At 60.0% G+C, this 16,736-nt stretch carries 18 protein-coding genes; 11 read left to right on the top strand and 7 right to left on the bottom strand.

What is annotated here, in order from left to right:
- The first annotated feature begins 380 nt into the window (after positions 1–380).
- Positions 381–1,178 (top strand): SH3 domain-containing protein, encoded by a 798-nt coding sequence (locus tag AC1DNK_RS00305; RefSeq protein ID WP_477938740.1) that lies wholly within the window; start codon positions 381–383, stop codon positions 1,176–1,178.
- Between the two features lie 191 nt (positions 1,179–1,369).
- On the opposite strand, the gene AC1DNK_RS00300 is transcribed toward AC1DNK_RS00305, so the two are convergent.
- Positions 1,370–1,549: a hypothetical protein gene (locus AC1DNK_RS00300; RefSeq protein ID WP_112385039.1), complete on the bottom strand. Its 180-nt coding sequence runs from the start codon at positions 1,547–1,549 to the stop codon at positions 1,370–1,372.
- A gap of 240 nt (positions 1,550–1,789) precedes the next feature.
- Between AC1DNK_RS00300 and AC1DNK_RS00295 the strand changes: the two genes are divergently transcribed.
- The 3 genes from AC1DNK_RS00295 to dnaJ all read left to right on the top strand — a co-directional run bounded on the left by AC1DNK_RS00295 (position 1,790) and on the right by dnaJ (position 7,510).
- Complete coding sequence (locus AC1DNK_RS00295) at positions 1,790–4,114, top strand: transglycosylase domain-containing protein (protein WP_477938738.1); 2,325 nt, start codon at positions 1,790–1,792, stop codon at positions 4,112–4,114.
- Between the two features lie 270 nt (positions 4,115–4,384).
- Positions 4,385–6,295 carry a molecular chaperone DnaK gene (dnaK, locus tag AC1DNK_RS00290; RefSeq protein ID WP_477938737.1) on the top strand — a complete coding sequence of 637 codons (1,911 nt, stop codon included), beginning with the start codon at positions 4,385–4,387 and terminating at the stop codon, positions 6,293–6,295.
- A gap of 78 nt (positions 6,296–6,373) precedes the next feature.
- On the top strand, positions 6,374–7,510 hold the full coding sequence (gene dnaJ, locus AC1DNK_RS00285; RefSeq protein WP_112385036.1) for a molecular chaperone DnaJ: 1,137 nt from the start codon (positions 6,374–6,376) through the stop codon (positions 7,508–7,510).
- A 58-nt stretch (positions 7,511–7,568) separates the two neighbouring features.
- Here the strand turns inward: dnaJ and AC1DNK_RS00280 are convergent, their stop codons facing one another.
- Positions 7,569–8,489 carry an AraC family transcriptional regulator gene (locus tag AC1DNK_RS00280; protein ID WP_477938736.1) on the bottom strand — a complete coding sequence of 307 codons (921 nt, stop codon included), beginning with the start codon at positions 8,487–8,489 and terminating at the stop codon, positions 7,569–7,571.
- Between the two features lie 94 nt (positions 8,490–8,583).
- On the opposite strand from AC1DNK_RS00280, the gene AC1DNK_RS00275 reads away from it, so the two are divergent.
- The gene (locus AC1DNK_RS00275; RefSeq protein ID WP_477938734.1) at positions 8,584–9,567 is read left to right on the top strand and encodes an oxidoreductase; all 984 of its coding nucleotides are present in this window, start codon (positions 8,584–8,586) and stop codon (positions 9,565–9,567) included.
- 197 nt (positions 9,568–9,764) lie between these two features.
- A complete protein-coding gene (locus AC1DNK_RS00270) occupies positions 9,765–9,971 on the top strand; it encodes a hypothetical protein (protein WP_112385033.1) in 207 nt (68 codons plus the stop codon).
- A 78-nt stretch (positions 9,972–10,049) separates the two neighbouring features.
- Here AC1DNK_RS00270 and AC1DNK_RS00265 read toward each other — a convergent pair whose 3' ends face one another.
- Together AC1DNK_RS00265 and AC1DNK_RS00260 are read right to left on the bottom strand one after the other, a co-directional pair.
- The gene (locus AC1DNK_RS00265; RefSeq protein ID WP_112385032.1) at positions 10,050–10,403 is read right to left on the bottom strand and encodes a helix-turn-helix domain-containing protein; all 354 of its coding nucleotides are present in this window, start codon (positions 10,401–10,403) and stop codon (positions 10,050–10,052) included.
- Positions 10,404–10,507: 104 nt separating this feature from the next.
- Positions 10,508–11,551: a SagB/ThcOx family dehydrogenase gene (locus AC1DNK_RS00260; protein WP_477938733.1), complete on the bottom strand. Its 1,044-nt coding sequence runs from the start codon at positions 11,549–11,551 to the stop codon at positions 10,508–10,510.
- Positions 11,552–11,948: 397 nt separating this feature from the next.
- Between AC1DNK_RS00260 and AC1DNK_RS00255 the strand changes: the two genes are divergently transcribed.
- Positions 11,949–12,167 carry a hypothetical protein gene (locus tag AC1DNK_RS00255; protein ID WP_112385030.1) on the top strand — a complete coding sequence of 73 codons (219 nt, stop codon included), beginning with the start codon at positions 11,949–11,951 and terminating at the stop codon, positions 12,165–12,167.
- Here the strand turns inward: AC1DNK_RS00255 and AC1DNK_RS00250 are convergent.
- Entirely contained in the window at positions 12,164–12,967 is an 804-nt protein-coding gene (locus AC1DNK_RS00250; RefSeq protein WP_112385029.1) for a helix-turn-helix domain-containing protein, read from the bottom strand. The two genes, AC1DNK_RS00255 and AC1DNK_RS00250, sit on opposite strands and share 4 nt — an antisense overlap.
- A gap of 179 nt (positions 12,968–13,146) precedes the next feature.
- On the opposite strand from AC1DNK_RS00250, the gene AC1DNK_RS00245 reads away from it, so the two are divergent.
- Positions 13,147–13,347, top strand: coding sequence for a hypothetical protein (locus AC1DNK_RS00245; RefSeq protein ID WP_477938732.1), 201 nt, complete (start codon positions 13,147–13,149; stop codon positions 13,345–13,347).
- A gap of 123 nt (positions 13,348–13,470) precedes the next feature.
- On the top strand, positions 13,471–14,259 hold the full coding sequence (locus tag AC1DNK_RS00240) for a YdcF family protein (RefSeq protein WP_477938730.1): 789 nt from the start codon (positions 13,471–13,473) through the stop codon (positions 14,257–14,259).
- 3 nt (positions 14,260–14,262) lie between these two features.
- On the opposite strand, the gene AC1DNK_RS00235 is transcribed toward AC1DNK_RS00240, so the two are convergent.
- Positions 14,263–14,733 carry a hypothetical protein gene (locus tag AC1DNK_RS00235; protein ID WP_112385026.1) on the bottom strand — a complete coding sequence of 157 codons (471 nt, stop codon included), beginning with the start codon at positions 14,731–14,733 and terminating at the stop codon, positions 14,263–14,265.
- Between the two features lie 120 nt (positions 14,734–14,853).
- Here AC1DNK_RS00235 and AC1DNK_RS00230 point away from each other — a divergent pair, with 120 nt between their 5' ends.
- Positions 14,854–15,489, top strand: a complete 636-nt coding sequence (locus tag AC1DNK_RS00230; protein ID WP_112514278.1) for a trimeric intracellular cation channel family protein — start codon at positions 14,854–14,856, stop codon at positions 15,487–15,489.
- A 2-nt stretch (positions 15,490–15,491) separates the two neighbouring features.
- Here the strand turns inward: AC1DNK_RS00230 and irrA are convergent, their stop codons facing one another.
- On the bottom strand, positions 15,492–15,911 hold the full coding sequence (gene irrA / locus AC1DNK_RS00225; RefSeq protein WP_477938728.1) for an iron response transcriptional regulator IrrA: 420 nt from the start codon (positions 15,909–15,911) through the stop codon (positions 15,492–15,494).
- A 299-nt stretch (positions 15,912–16,210) separates the two neighbouring features.
- Here irrA and fabA point away from each other — a divergent pair, with 299 nt between their 5' ends.
- Positions 16,211–16,717, top strand: coding sequence for a 3-hydroxyacyl-[acyl-carrier-protein] dehydratase FabA (gene fabA, locus AC1DNK_RS00220; protein WP_112385023.1), 507 nt, complete (start codon positions 16,211–16,213; stop codon positions 16,715–16,717).
- The last annotated feature ends 19 nt before the right edge of the window (positions 16,718–16,736 follow it).

Below are 16,736 nucleotides of genomic sequence, written 5' to 3'. Positions count from 1 at the left end.
TTCACTTCGGTGCCAGTACATCCGTGGTCAAGGAGGAAGCAGATATTGCAGCCAGACTGATCCGGAAAGGTTAACAAACCATTAAGGCGTTTCACCCTCGCATCAGAACGCGTCAGGCATCTCGTGCCTTCGCCGCGTCCGGGCTGCGATCTCTTGAACTTTATATCGGTATCCGTACACCGCTTTTCAAGACACCGCGATTTTGCGCCGCCGTTCAAGCTGCATTCATCGGAAACACATTACAAGCCTTTGAAAGACAACGTGAATGCACGCCGCCTCATAAAAGCCGGCAAGCGCTCTAGCTTTGTCTGATGCCGGCCCCAAGCCGGCTGGAGAACATATAGGCGTCGGCTTTGCCGCGCCCAATAGGGAGTTGAAACGTGCGAAACACGCTTCTCAGGATCGCGGCAACGGGGCTGCTTCTGCTTGCCCCGGCAATCGCGCAAGCCGCCGAAGGCTATGCGACTGCCAACGTCAACATGCGGGCCGGGCCGAGCACCGGCTATCCGGCAGTCGTCGTCATCCCTGCTGGCGAATCCGTTGAAATTCATGGCTGCCTTGCCGATGTCCCGTGGTGCGACGTCGAGTTCTACGGCGGACGCGGCTGGGTCGCTGGACGCTATGTCCAGGCGCTCTATCAGAGCCGCCGCGTCTATGTGGGGCCGGAATATTACCGACCGCTCGGCATTCCGACCGTGGTCTTCAGCGTCGGCAACTATTGGGACCGGTACTATCGCAACCGCGATTTCTATCGCGATCGTGACCGTTGGCGCCGCGGCCCGGAATTCTACCGCCCGCCACCGCCCCGCGACTTTGACCGCCGCCCGGATTTCGACAGGCGCCCCGATTTCGATCGCCGTCCGGATTTTGACCGGCGCCCTGATTTCGACCGGAGGCCAGATTTCGATCGCCGCCCGGACTTTGATCGCGGCGGGGACCCGCGCCCGGATTTCAACCGCGGCCCCGACCGCAGACGGGATGACGGCGATCAGAACCGCCGCCCGCAATCCGACCGTCAACCGGACGCCCGCGAAAACAACAATGATGCCGCCCGCCAGCGTCTGCGCGACAATCTAAGGGGCATCATGCAGCACGGCGACGTCAATAACAATGACAACGACCGCCGCAGACCGCCGCGCGGGGCGTGCCAGCCTGACGATCCGAGCTGCAACAATTAATTCCAAGGGCGGCAGCGATGCCGCCCTTTCTGTTTGCCGAAGAGGCTGAACGAAAAAAGCCCGGCGCTCCGAAGGAGACACCGGGCCTGATTTCGATCGGCACGTATTGAGGGGGGACGGCCGACCTTAAGCGGAACGTGAGGGGCTGTCCCGCTGCAGAAGAAACAGCCGGGACGCCTAAAGGTTCCCAATTACCAGATGACGACACTCTTATGCGCCGCGACGAGATCCTGCATCGCTGCAAAAGGGCCGTGAAGCATCTTCAGCCGGCTCTCTTCCATCTTGGTGAGACGGTACTGCCGGGCAAAATCGTGGACGCTCCAGATTTCCCGCAGACGGGTTTCTTCAATTCTATTGAGATCGATGCTCATGACAAATGCCTATGCATTACGCTTATTGCTTTTTTCTTGGGCGCAACATGGCGGCATATATGTCAGTTTCATGACATTCGCAACGAATGGCAGCTATGCGCAAAAGCGAGAGCTCGAACCGCGTCAAATGGCTTCATCCAATAATGTTAACGCCCCCTTAAATCGCCGTATTTACAATTCAATCGGGTAGCTCCGCGTGACGAATGAAATGCGGGCGGCAAAGGGTACGACCGGTCCGGAATGGCAGGCAAAAGCAGATCACGCGACAGAATTGAACCGTCCTTCAGCGGCCGCGACCGCCGTGAGGACGACGAAGACGATTTTGCGCTCGATGACGAAGACCGTATCGACGGCCGCCGCGGCGCAAAACGCAGCTCCGCTCCATCCCCCAAACCATCGCGCAGCCGCGCGCCCGAACGTAAGCGTCGCGACAGGCGCGAGCCGCCTGAGCGTGAGGGCGGCGGGCTTTTCGCATTGCTGCGCCGGCTGATCTACTGGTGCATCGTGCTCGGCATCTGGGCCAGTATCGGCGTGGCCGGACTGGTCTTCTATTATGGCTCACGCATGCCGAGCGCCAGCACCTGGTCGATCCCGGACCGCCCGCCAAACGTCAAGATCACCTCGGTCGATGGCAGCGTGATTGCCAATCGTGGCGCGACCGGCGGCGAAGCGCTGCCGCTGGAGCAGATGTCGCCCTACATTCCGCAGGCGATCGTGGCGATTGAGGACCGGCGCTTCTATTCGCATTTCGGCGTCGACCCGATGGGCCTTGCCCGCGCCTTCGTGAACAATCTGACCGGACAGCCGATCCAGGGCGGCTCGACACTGACGCAGCAGCTTGCCAAGAACCTCTTCCTGTCGCCAGACCGGACGCTGGAACGCAAGGTGCAGGAAGTGCTGCTCTCCTTCTGGCTGGAGCAGAAATACACCAAGGACCAGATCCTTGCGATGTATCTGAACCGCGTCTATTTCGGCTCGAACGCCTATGGCGTCGAGGCCGCTGCCCGCCGTTACTTCAACAAGTCGGCCCGTGACGTCAACCTTGGTGAAGCGGCGCTGCTCGCCGGCCTGGTGAAGGCGCCGACGCGACTTTCTCCGGCACGCGATCCGGAAGCCGCCAATGCCCGCGCCCAGGTGGTGCTGCAGGCGATGCGCGACCAGGGCTATATTACCGACGACGAAGTCAAGACGGCGATGTCGCAGACCCCCGCCAAGGCCAAGAGCTACTGGTCGGGCGCCGGCCAGTATGTCGCCGACATGGTTATGGACGAGCTGCCCGGATTGATCGGCGGCGCGGTCAAGGAAGACGTGATCGTCGACACGACGATCGACAAGGGGCTGGAGAAGAAGGCAGACGAGGCGCTGAACGACATCCTGTCGAAGCAGGGTGTCAAGCTCGATGCCTCGCAGGCCGCCCTCGTTTCTATCGACGGCACCGGCGCAATTCGGGCGCTGGTCGGCGGCAAGGACTATGCCGAAAGCCAGTTCAACCGCGCGGTCAAGGCCAAGCGCCAGCCCGGCTCTTCCTTCAAGCCATTCGTTTATGCGGCGGCGCTCGAGAAGGGCCTGACACCAGCTTCCGTCTTCAACGACGCGCCGATCCGCATCGGCAACTGGACGCCCGAGAATTACGAGAAGAAATATAACGGCGAAGTGACTCTGGCGACGGCGCTCGCGAAGTCGCTAAACACCGTTGCAGCCCAGCTCGTGATGTATGATGGCCCCGACCAGGTGATCAAGCTGGCACACCGGCTGGGTGTCGAAACCGAACTTCAGTCCAATGCGTCGATAGCGCTCGGAACATCCGAAGTGACACTGGAAGAACTGACCGCATCCTATGCCGCCTTCATGAACGGCGGTTACAAGGCGACGCCGCATGTGATCCGCCGGGTGACGACGGCCGAAGGCAAGGTGCTCTACGAAAACACTTACGACAATCCGCCACGTGTGCTTTCCGAGGCCATCGCTGCCAATATGAACGCGATGATGATGGGCACGATCGAGTTCGGCACCGGTCGCAGCGCAAAAATTCCCGGCTGGCAGGCGGCCGGCAAGACGGGAACGACGCAGAATTCGCGCGATGCGCTGTTCGTCGGCTTTACCAGCAACCTGACGACGGGCGTCTGGTTCGGCAATGACGACGGCACGCCGATGAAGAAGGTGACGGGCGGCGGGCTCCCGGCCAAGGCCTGGCAGGAATTCATGATCGCGGCGCATAAGGGGCTGTCGCCGGCACCGCTGTTCGGCAGCGGCCAGTTCGTTGCCGACCCGAACGCGACCGCCAACCAGCCGATGGCGCAGGGCGAACCGCAGCCGATGCAGGAGCAGCCTTCGACGATCGGCGGCATCATTTCCGGTGTGTTCGGTGGCGGCTCGTCCGAGCAATATCCGCCGGCGCCCGTGCAGCAGCAACAAGCCTCTGGCGGCCCTCTTCCTCCCGGCGATATCGGGCCCGACGACGGCTATGACGGCGCGGTTCCGCCTGGCGATATCGGTCAAGGGCAGCCGGTGCATCAGGGCCAGCCGCGGCGCACAACGCTGCTTGATCTGATCATGGGACAGTAGAGGCAGAAAGGGACGACCTGCAACGCGCAGTTACGCTGCCGTGCAGCCGAAAACCTTTGTTTTCCGGCTACTGTAAAAATTGAAGACAACACGCTCGTTTTGCTGGATTTCGGGCTATTTCTCGCCTTGCAGTCCCGAAAACCGCTCCTTATATACGCCGCATCACCGCAATCACGATTGCGTTAGTTCGAAGACCCCCATCCCCCAAGGGGCTGTCAGGGAAATGCCTTAACCAAGGGTTCCGACAGCTTGCTTCAAGGAGTAAATGACATGGCAAAAGTAATCGGTATCGACCTCGGAACGACAAATTCCTGCGTCGCTGTCATGGACGGCAAGGACGCGAAGGTCATTGAAAATGCGGAAGGCGCGCGTACGACCCCTTCCATGGTGGCATTCTCCGATGATGGCGAACGCCTCGTCGGCCAGCCGGCAAAGCGCCAGGCCGTCACCAACCCTACGAACACCCTCTTCGCAGTGAAGCGCCTGATCGGCCGCCGCTACGACGATCCGACCGTCGAAAAGGACAAGGGTCTCGTTCCGTTCAATATCGCCAAGGGCGATAACGGCGACGCCTGGGTCGAAGCTCAGGGCAAGGGCTATTCGCCCGCACAGATTTCCGCGATGATCCTTCAGAAGATGAAGGAAACCGCCGAATCATACCTCGGTGAAAAGGTCGAAAAGGCCGTCATCACCGTTCCGGCCTACTTCAACGACGCCCAGCGCCAGGCAACCAAGGATGCCGGCCGCATCGCCGGTCTTGAAGTACTGCGCATCATCAACGAGCCGACGGCAGCAGCGCTCGCCTACGGTCTCGACAAGAAGGACGGTAAGACGATTGCCGTTTACGACTTGGGTGGCGGTACCTTCGATATCTCGGTTCTCGAAATCGGCGACGGCGTCTTCGAAGTGAAGTCGACCAACGGCGACACCTTCCTCGGTGGTGAAGACTTCGACATGCGTCTCGTCGAATATCTTGCCAATGAGTTCAAGAAGGATCAGGGCATCGACCTGAAGAACGACAAGCTTGCCCTGCAGCGCCTCAAGGAAGCTGCGGAAAAGGCGAAGATCGAACTGTCGTCCTCGCAGCAGACCGAAATCAACCTGCCGTTCATCACGGCAGACGCTTCCGGCCCGAAGCACCTGACGCTGAAGCTGACCCGCGCCAAGTTCGAAAGCCTGGTCGACGATCTCGTTCAGCGCACGATCGCACCGTGCAAGGCCGCCCTCAAGGATGCCGGCGTCACCCCTGCCGAGATCGATGAAGTCGTCCTCGTCGGCGGCATGAGCCGCATGCCGAAGGTGCAGGAAGTCGTCAAGCAGCTGTTCGGCAAGGAGCCGCACAAGGGCGTCAACCCGGATGAAGTCGTCGCACTCGGCGCTGCCATCCAGGCCGGCGTTCTGCAGGGCGACGTCAAGGACGTTCTGCTTCTCGACGTGACCCCGCTGTCTCTCGGCATCGAAACTCTCGGCGGCGTCTTCACCCGTCTGATCGAGCGTAACACCACGATCCCGACCAAGAAGAGCCAGACCTTCTCGACCGCTGACGACAACCAGCAGGCCGTCACCATCCGCGTTTCGCAGGGCGAGCGCGAAATGGCGCAGGACAACAAGCTGCTCGGTCAGTTCGACCTCGTTGGCCTGCCGCCGGCACCGCGTGGCGTTCCGCAGATCGAAGTCACCTTCGACATCGACGCGAACGGCATCGTGCAGGTTTCAGCCAAGGACAAGGGCACCGGCAAGGAACAGCAGATCCGCATCCAGGCCTCTGGTGGTCTCTCCGACGCCGACATCGAGAAGATGGTCAAGGACGCTGAAGCCAATGCCGAAGCCGACAAGAAGCGCCGCGAAGCCGTAGAAGCCAAGAACCAGGCCGAAAGCCTCGTTCACTCCAGCGAGAAGTCGCTGAAAGACTACGGTGACAAGGTTTCGGAAGCCGACCGCACCGCGATCTCCGACGCGATTGCCGCGCTGAAGTCTTCGATCGAAGCCACCGAGCCGGACGCCGAAGACATCAAGGCGAAGACCCAGACGCTCATGGAAGTTTCCATGAAGCTCGGCCAGGCGATTTACGAATCGCAGCAGGCTGAAGCGGGCACGGCTAATGCTTCCGCGGGTGATGACAACGTCGTCGATGCCGACTACGAAGAAGTCAAAGACGACGACCGCAAGAAGTCCGCGTAATTCGCGACAAAGCGGTTATGCTAAACACTGTGATCCGGCTGCCTGACGGCAGCCGGAAATCCATTTCCGGGGTTTAAATTGGCAAAAGCGGACTTTTACGAAACTCTGGGCGTCGCCAAAACGGCGGATGAGAAAGAGCTGAAAAGCGCCTTCCGCAAGCTGGCCATGAAGTATCATCCGGACAAGAACCCGGACGATAAGAGCGCCGAAGTCAAGTTCAAGGAAATCAACGAAGCCTACGAGACGCTCAAGGACCCGCAGAAACGCGCGGCCTACGATCGCTATGGCCATGCAGCCTTCGAACACGGCGGCATGGGGCCTGGCGGCGGCGGTGGCGGCTTTGCCGGCGGCGGCGGTTTTTCCGATATCTTCGAGGATATTTTCGGCGAGATGATGGGCGGCGGCCGCGGACGGCAACGCTCTTCGGGTGGCCGCGAGCGTGGCGCAGACCTTCGCTACAACATGGAAATCACGCTGGAAGAATCCTTCTCCGGCAAGACGGCGCAGATCCGCGTTCCAACGTCGATCACCTGCGATGTCTGTTCGGGTTCGGGCGCCAAGCCGGGTACGCAGCCGAAGACCTGCGGCACCTGCCAGGGTTCGGGCCGTGTGCGCGCGGCTCAAGGCTTCTTCTCGATCGAGCGCACCTGCCCGACCTGCCATGGCCGCGGCACGATCATTCCCGACCCATGCACCAAATGCCATGGCCAGGGCCGTGTGACGGAAGAGCGTTCGCTCTCGGTGAACATCCCGGCCGGGATCGAGGACGGCACCCGCATCCGCCTGCAGGGCGAAGGCGAGGCAGGCACGCGTGGCGGGCCTGCGGGCGACCTCTACATCTTCCTGTCGGTCAAGCCGCATGAGTTCTATCAGCGCGATGGAGCCGATCTCTATTGCGCCGTACCGATCTCGATGACGACGGCAGCACTTGGCGGCACTTTCGATGTGGCGACGCTCGACGGCACCAAGTCGCGCGTTACCGTTCCTGAAGGTACGCAGGCGGGTAAACAGTTCCGCTTGAAGGCCAAGGGCATGCCGGTGCTGCGCTCCAGCCAGACGGGTGATCTCTACATCCAGATCCAGATCGAGACGCCGCAGAAGCTCTCCAAGCGCCAGCGCGAGCTGCTGCAGGAATTCGAGCAGCTCTCCTCGAAGGAGAACAATCCTGAATCGACGGGCTTTTTTGCCCGGATGAAGGAATTTTTCGAGGGCTGAGCAAGCACTTCGCGAAGACAAAGAAAAGCCGGTGGTAGCTCCACCGGCTTTTTTCGTACTACGCAGGTTGTTTCGCCCTACCCTGATAGTGCTTCGGCGCGCAGCCCATGGCGCGCTTGAAAGCCGCGCTGAAGGCGCTTTCCGACTCATAGCCGACAGATAGTGCGATATCGGACAAGCGGTTGCGCTCCGGCGACAGCAGCGCGCGGGCCGCCAGCCGCATGCGCCAGCGGAGAAGATAATCGAGCGGCGGCCAGCCGACCAGGGCTTTGAAATGCAGAGCAAAGGCGGTTCTCGACATGCCGGCCTCTTTAGCCAGAACCTCCAGCGTCCAGCGCCTTGCCGGTTCGGCATGCACCGCCCGCAACGCCCTGCCGATCCGCGGATCGTTCAACCCCTTCAGCCAACCCGGCGCCACCTCACCCTCTGCCGCCATATGCAGACGCAACGCATTGACGAAGAGGATATGGCCGAGATGCTCTGACATCAGCAGACCGCCCGGCCGCAGCTCCGTCAGTTCCTTCGCCAATTGTTTCAGCGTCCAGCGCAGCACGGCGGCTTCATCAGCGGCTGCCGGAATATGCATCACTGCGGGAAGTGCGCCGGTCAGCAATATCTGATGACTGGCATCGAACATCAGGCGGCCACCGACCAGGAACGTATCGTCATGAGGGCCATGCCGGGCAACACGCATCTTCAGATCGACAAAGATCGTGCGGGCATCGATCCCCGCGAGCGAGAGATGGCTGCCCAGCCAATAGGGCTGCCCGGTCAGGAGGTAGCAATCGCCCTCCTCCAGCCGGAATGGCGCCGGTTCGCCGGAGACCCTTAGAAAACATCCGCCGCGGGCCACTGCGCCGAACTTGATGCCTTCATAGCTGCGCGGAAAGTCGAGCGCCCATTCACCGCCGGACATGACGCCATAGGTCTCGACGCTTTTTGGCTGCAACAGCGCAAGGATATCGGAAAGGGGATCCATCTCTGAACGATCCAGCAAGAAATCGGAACTTTCTTACATGGATCATCCCATTTCGGCAATTTATACCGGGCTGTGGTTCAAAAGGAGTTCGTCAATGACGACAGAGCAAAAGCCTATCCATTCTGGTTTCGGTAGCAAGACGACAGCGCGAGACGCCTTGGCCGGGATCGACCTCGGCGGCAAGATCGCCATCGTCACCGGCGGCTATTCCGGCATCGGTGTCGAGACGACGCGGGCACTCAGCGAAGCCGGTGCAACGGTCGTCGTCCCGGTCAGGTCGCTGTCCAAGGCCGAAGCCAACCTCGCCGGTATCGCAGGGGGCGAGCTTGCGCCGCTCGACCTGCTCGATCCGGCTTCGATCGACCGTTTCGCTGCTGGCTTCCTGGCGAGCGGCAGACCGCTGCATATGCTGATCAACAGCGCCGGCGTCATGGCCTCTCCGCTGACGCGCGACAGCCGTGGCTACGAGGTTCAGTTCTCCGCCAACCATCTTGGACATTTCCAGCTCACCGCGCGCCTCTGGCCGGCGCTCGCGAAGGCGAACGGCGCACGGGTCGTGGCGGTCTCCTCACGCGGGCACCGCTTTGCACCTGTCGATTTCACGGATCCGAACTTCGAGACCGGCGAATACGACAAGTGGAAAGCCTATGGGCAGTCGAAGACCGCCAACGCGCTCTTTGCCCTTGGCCTCGACAGGCGGGGCGAGGTGTCGGGCGTCCGTGCGTTCTCGCTTCACCCCGGCGCCATCATCACGGATCTCGTGCGCCATCTGACTGACGACGATTTCAAGGCTTTCGGCATAACCCGCCATGCCGACGGCGGGATGGACGTCAGCGAAGAGAGCCAGCGCAGTTTCAAGACTGTCGAAGAGGGTGCGGCCACCTCGGTATGGTGCGCAACCAGCCCGAAGCTCGCCGGTCTGGGCGGCGTCTATTGTGAGGACTGCGACATATCTCCACTGGTCGGGGAAGGCCACACGGGACCTGTCGGGGTCTGGCCGTGGGCCTGCGATGCCGAGGCAGCCGAAAGGCTCTGGACGCTCAGCGAGCAGCTGACAAGCTGCAGCTTTTCGGCGTAGAGGCACGCTCGCTACACGTCCTATAATCGGCCAAAGGCGTTCTATAGCGGCACGGATGCCATTTCCGTGCCGTTTTGGGACGGCATGAAACGCCCATATGTCGAGCATTAACGCAGGCCCCCAAACGGACTTGCAAGTTCTCTAAATCACTTCAATCTTCTGCACAGAATTGGGGAACGAACCAAAGGGCATTTCACATGACCGCAGCACTTTCCATGTCCGCTCCGGCGGATGATGTCGATGTCCTCGCCGGCGCGCTTTACTCGTGGTGCGCAGAGCGAAACATCAAGCTCCGCAGCCAGCAGGGACTGTCGATCGCCAGCATCGCGATCGATCTCTATCACGCCGGCCACCATACGCAGGACGAGCTGCTGACAGCGCTGCATGAATGCGAGCGGCACTAGAAAAAGAAAGCCCGCCGTGAGGCGGGCTAAAGTACCGGGAAACGGTGTGACCCATATCCGCCGGTCGATTGGGGCGGATTACGCCGCCGTCTCATTGCTCATCAAAGTCAGGATAGTCTTCACCGCTTCCTTGCCTGCCGGCGAGTGGAGCTTGTCGTAATGCAGCGCCAGCTGGTAGGCCTCCGGGCTCAGCTCGATCTTCTCGGGCTGGCTGGTTTCGGCACCTTCGAAAAGTGCTGAGATTTCGACCCCCAGAAACTGGGCGATCTGATGCAGCTTACTCGCGGAAACGCGGTTCGTGCCTTTCTCATATTTCTGAATCTGCTGGAAGGTCAGGCCGAGGGCCTCACCCAATTCCAGCTGTGAAACGCGGCGTCTGGCACGCAATTGTCTTACGTTGCGACCGACTAGGATATCGACTGGATCCGGCACGTGAGCGATCCCTCATTTAGAAACGATTTGCTCACCATAATATGCCGGGTATTTCAAATATCGCAACCCGCGAGTTGCAAAATTCAACCGACTTTTTTTGGTCTTTACGTTGCGTCAGGCCAACCCAGAGTAAGGGCATAGATCGGCGCATGGGCCGGATTGCTAATTTCGAGCAATTCGCAGATCGCGCTATGGCTGAGTGCTGCTGTCGGGCAGGCCGTCATGCCATGCGCGGTCGCCGCGAGCATGATGTTCTGGCCGATATGTCCCGCCTCGATCATCACCACCCTGTAGGCGTTCGCATCGCTGTATTTCCACATGGTCCGGTCCATATGCGCGACGAGAACGATCATGCAGGGCATGGTATCGGCCCATTCCTGGCCGCCGACCAGATCCGACAATGCGGGCGTCACGGCCGAGACGCGCGCCAGCGAATGCTCCAGCGCTGAATAGTGATAGATGCCGGGCTTGAGCCCTTCGACATTCCGGGCAAACACATAGGCTTCATAGGGATTGCGGGCGCCGCCTGACGGGGTCATGCCCAGCGGCAATTCGACGACGGCATTGCGCGCCTTGCCGGTAATGCCGAGACCGGCGAACAGCGCTTCGGAGAGCACACCGATGCCGACGGCCTGCGGCAGGCCCCGGCGCTGCGTCCGGCGGCGCGACATCAACTGCAGCAAAGTGTTGCCACCAAGCGCTGGCGGCAGCGCGATGACGTCGCTCTTGTCTGCGTTCAGGCTGTAGAGCGCGATCTCGCCCTCAGTGGCAAGCGTCGTGCGCTGCAGATCCTCCGCCTCGTTCAGCGACATGTATTCAGGGTCCTGAACGCAGAAATGCAGCAGCGCCGACGGCACACCCCATTTCCAGTTTTCGGAGAAGGCTTCTTCGCGCGCGTGGAGGGCGGAACCCTCCTCGATGAGCGCCGACATCTCAACCAGCGAGGCGAGGGTCTCGTCCAGTTCTTCGTCGCTATAACCAGGCGCCTGCTCGCGGATCGCAGCGCGATCGCTCCAGGAGGCGAGCGCGCGCAGAAACTCCAGGAGATCAGGGCTGCATTCGAACACAGCCTTGGTGAGAAAGTTGCAGGCGACGAAGGCGTCGCCATCGTTATGAAAAACGAGAGTGCGGGAAGAGCGATAGCGCATCGAATCAGATGCGCCTGCCGCGAGGCTCGCAGCAGGCGCTTATGAACTTAATCAATACGGAACATCATGCCGCGGCTGACAAACGTCGGCTTAGCCTTAACAGGCGTTACCTTGAGGTTCGGCTTCGTCTTGTTCTGCATGATCCATCTCCACGGTTGTATGAACGATCCCCTTGATCGCGGCCGGAGGATGAAACAGCAACCAGAAATATTCAATTAATGCGGAAATATTGTTTTGATACATCAAAGTGATGCATTGCTTCAATTGAAGTCAAAAACAGATAATTGCTGAATTAAATTCGTTATTTTTGTCTTTATACAGAATTATGTAGCCCAAAAAAGAGAACTATGACAATCATGATGTGAGAATAATTCGGTAGGACCGCCGGAGAAGCAGAATGGGCCTTAAAAAGACTGTACAGACCGAAGAAGAGCTGACTTTGGACGATGCCCTCGGTGGATACACCATCGACATGCTGAACACGCTGATCGCACAGAGCAGGAGCGCGAAGCAGCCGATGCTGACCTATCTCCTATCGATGGCATTGATCGAGGCGCACCGGGTCAGCGTTGAACCGGCTGCGGCGACCCACGATATGGGACTGTCGCTGAACTAGGTGAGGTCGCGCGTGACTGCGGAGATGAAGTCGGCGCGCTGCTGAACGATCATATCCCGGACGATCCGGGGCACGGCCTCATCGGTCGTGCGATAGACCTTGGCGAGCCGCAGTGCGGTTCGCAAGTTGATGCGGCTGTTGAGCGGCACCATGACCACGGCGCTGAATGATGGCCCGGCCGGAGTAAAGATCATCGAGTGGCCGCCGAGCAGCTTGTCGGAGAAGGGCAGCCAGCGCAAACGCATCAGCGTCGGCTCCTGCGTGCCGATCTGGTTTGCGGCAGCAAAGGACAGGCAGTTCAGCCGCTCGACGACGATGCCCTTGTGATCGCCGGTGAACCGTGACCAGTATTCGCCCTTCTTGACGGCCCGATTGGTCAGCCGGCGGAAGGTGGTGGCATTGCCCTGTTTGGCAATAACGACGACCGCGCAGAGCAGGCTGTCCGGCGTACTCGGTATCGTCATATAGGCATGGTAGAGGCCTGGGGCGATCCCGGCGGCCGGATCGGCAAAGAGCAGTGGCTCCAGCGCGTCACGCGCAGCAGAGAGCACGCGCGTGCCCGAAGGACGGCCGTGATCGAGATCGACGGCGATCGGCCGCTGATACATTTCCTCCTCGGTGACATCGAGGTACTGACAGATTTTCTTGACCGAAGCGCGTCCCGGCGCCCGGCGAGCCTGAAGGTAGGATTCGATCTGCGAGCGGCCAATTTCCATGCCGCGCGCGGCAGCGCTGATGCTGCCCGCCTTTGCGAGGCAGAGCCGCCGTAAATTTTCGGCAAAATTCTCAAGTGCAGACATGTCCGCAAAGGCTTTCAGGAGATGAGTCGCGCTCAAACTAGCCGCAAGCCAAGCGGAACACAAAGGGGGATAGGCCACAATTTAAGGGCTGATCCGATTGACAGACGGCTGCGTAACGATAGGTAATTTTCGCCGGAAACAAAAAGAGTTTGCCGCCCGATGGAGGCAAGATCGCCGCAATGAAATTCGACATTGAATTGCCTGACGCCTTGCCCAGCATCGCAGCCGATGAAACGCAGCGAAATCTTTCCTCGATACTTGATGGGCTCGCAGCGCTCCGCTTAAATATTAATCATCAGCCCGAAATTCTTTACTGGATTGAGCGCGCCGTCTTAGAGACAGAGAAACAGCTGCGGATGATCTCTCCTCCTTTCCACTAAATAATTGAATGGACATTGATTTTTCCGCTTACCGCGGTGACGCGACAGTCCCGCTAACGGCGGTCGTTTCCCTGGAAGCCGAATCGCATAGGATGTTGCCGAGTTCGATACCGGGAGCATTTCGTGTTTATCTTCTCCAAGCTTGTCTGGGTTTTCGGCCAGCCGCTGTCCGTTGCCTTCTTCCTCACCGTTCTCGGGCTCCTGGCCCTGTCGCTCCGACTGCGCAAAAGCGCGCTGCTGCTCTCCGGGCTCGGCGCCGTCGTGCTGTTCGTGACGCTTTATACGACGGCCGGCAATTATCTGCTGCAAGGCTTGGAAAACCGTTTCCCCAAACCCGCACAGGACCCGGACAATTTGCAATGCATGATCGTGCTTGGCGGTGCCTTCGAGAGCGAGGTCAACACCGCCCGCCACGGGATCGAATTCAGTGCCGCGGCAGACCGCTTTATAGAAGCGCTGAGACTGGCACAGAAATTCCCGCAGTCGCGCATCCTGATTTCGGGCGGAGATGGCTCGATTTCAGGCACCTACGAAGGCGATGCCGCCGCCTCAACGCGCTTTTTCCCGTTGTTCGGCGTACCGCGCGAGCGGCTGGTGGAGGAGACAGCTTCGCGCACGACCTTCGAGAACGCGATGAACACCAAGGATCTGCTTGCACAGAACGGACTTTCGAACTGCCTGCTGATCACCTCCGGATATCACATGCCACGGTCCGTCGGCATTTTCCGCAAGCTCGGCATCGACGTCACGCCTTGGCCCACCGATTTCCGGACGGACGGCGAGGTCCGCCCCGGCATCGACTTTACCCAGCCGAGCCTCAACGCCCAGAATACTTCGACCGCGGTGCGCGAATGGTTTGGCCTCGTGGGCTATTATCTGGCGGGGCGAACGTCGGAGCTCTATCCTCGATAACCGCTATTTCTTGGAGATGGTGACGAACTTGGTGCCGCGGACGCGGGCCGTGACGATGCAGGGGTCACCCTCAGTACGGTCGCAAAAGCGTGGATGCATCTTCATGGCCAGAACCATGTTGCCGAAGCGCTGGACGAAATCGTAGCCATAGATCTGCGCCGTCGCGATCATGAAGTAGCCGCCTTCGGCGACCTGGAGATAGAAATTGTAGGGGCAGCCGTCGTCGTTGCACTGCGGCCCCTTTTCGCCGTCGCAGGTCAGCTCGCCTTCATTGACGACCGCATCGATGAGGCCATCGTTGTTGATATCGAGGCGCTTGACGTAGCCCTCGCCGAATTCGGCTTTGGTGCACTGCTCGGTGAAGTGCTTCTTCTCGTAGATCTCCGGATCGGAGAGCAGCGACTGCTGGGCGAAGGCGGCGGCCGGGACCACGAGCAGCGCAACGAGATTGACGGCGATGAGAAGCGCTTTCACGGCTTTCCTCTTTCTGGCGGATAAGGGCACTGACAGTCGCGCATTCTGAACGCCCCGCCTTGCGCCGCCCTTGCCGCCGTGATTCAGTCTCGGCACGATCCGCCGGTCCAAGGACTTCTGATGTCGCTGCTCGTCTATCTCGATTATGCAGGCATTGCGCTATTTGCGGCAACTGGCGCGCTTGCCGCCTCACGCAAGCAGCTTGATCTCATCGGCTTCTTGTTCTTCGCGACCGTGACCGGCATCGGCGGCGGTACGGTGCGCGATATCGTGCTCGGCCGCGTTCCGGTGTTCTGGGTGCTGAACCCGGCCTATATCGTCATCTGCTGCGTCACCGGCGTGGTGGTGTTTTTCACCGCCCATCTGGTGGAATCGCGTTATCGGCTGCTGATCTGGCTGGATGCCATCGGGCTGTCTGCCTATTGCGTCATGGGCGCTGCGAAAGGATTGGCGGCGACAGGATCCCCAACCATCGCGATCGTGACGGGAACACTGACGGCGACCTTCGGCGGCGTACTGCGCGATCTGATGGCAAACGAGCCGTCGGTTCTGCTGCGTCCCGAGATCTACATCACTGCGGCGCTGATCGGTGCCGGCGTCTTTACCGGTGCGACGGAATTCGGCGTGCCGCTCTACGCGGCATCAGCGCTCGGCGCAGCGGCAGCCTTCGCAATCCGCGGCGGCGCACTGTGGTTCGGATGGACCTTCCCGACCTACAAGCACAGGCCCGGCCGGCATCCCGATGATGTGATGTGAGATCAGCGGCTCTTCGGGCGCAGGCGGATCACCACGTCAACATGGGCAATCTCCATGCCTTCAGGCGGCTCCGGCAGATTACCGATGGTCAGATTGCTGACCGGGATATCCAGAACGTCGTTTTCACCCTCAACAAAGAAATGATGGTGATCGGAGACGTTGGTATCGAAATAGGTCTTGGCGCTTTCAACCGCGAGAACGCGGATCATGCCGGCCTCGGTGAACTGGTGCAGCGTATTGTAGACGGTCGCCAGCGATACCGGCACACCGGCCATCACGGCTTCCTCGTGCAGTTCTTCGACGGTCAGGTGACGATCGCCTTTGGCGAACAGCAGATCACCGAGGGCAACGCGCTGGCGCGTCGGGCGAAGGCCGGCGCTGCGCAGTCTCGCTTCGATACCGATCGGGGCTTCAGCCGCCATGAAGGAAGAACTCCGTTTAATTCTAGCATCAACCAATCAAGTTTCCTAAGCCATATAACTTTTGCGCAAAAGCCTTTCAATAGTTTCAATGGGGACAATAGGGGCGGAAATGCCTTAAAATCCGGCCTTTGGCGCATTTAGCTCTGGTCGCGGCCTTGGCCTTCCTGTATGCGACCACCAAATAAGGCAGAACGCTGGTCCGGCGCGGAATGGGAGGCAGCCATGCTTATGCTTCATTTTCCGAAGAACTTGGACTAACACTCAATCCATCAGCACGTTGCGGGGGACCCAGACTTTTCATGACGACGAGACAATCCAGCTTCAACTATGAGGAAATCCTGTCCTGCGGCCGTGGCGAGCTGTTTGGCCCCGGCAATGCGCAGCTTCCCTTGCCGCCGATGCTGATGGTCCACCGCATTACCGATATCTCCGAAACCGGCGGAGCGTTCGACAAGGGTTACATTCGCGCCGAATATGACGTGCGCCCCGACGACTGGTATTTCCCCTGCCACTTCCAGGGTAACCCGATCATGCCGGGTTGCCTCGGCCTTGACGGCATGTGGCAGCTGACGGGCTTCTTCCTCGGCTGGCTCGGTGAGCCCGGCCGCGGCATGGCGCTCTCCACCGGCGAAGTAAAGTTCAAAGGCATGGTCCGTCCGGAAACCAAGCTTCTCGAATACGGCATCGACTTCAAGCGCGTCATGCGCGGCCGCCTCGTCCTCGGCACTGCCGATGGCTGGCTGAAAGCCGACGGCGAAGTGATCTACCAGGCGAGCGACCTGCGCGTCGGCCTGTCGAAAGCCTGAACCGCGGCAAGACCGCTCC

It is taken from the genome of Rhizobium sp. 01N424 (assembly GCF_056399485.1).
The sequence above is the reverse complement of the archived record's forward strand: the minus strand, read 5'-3'. Positions and strand labels throughout refer to the sequence as shown.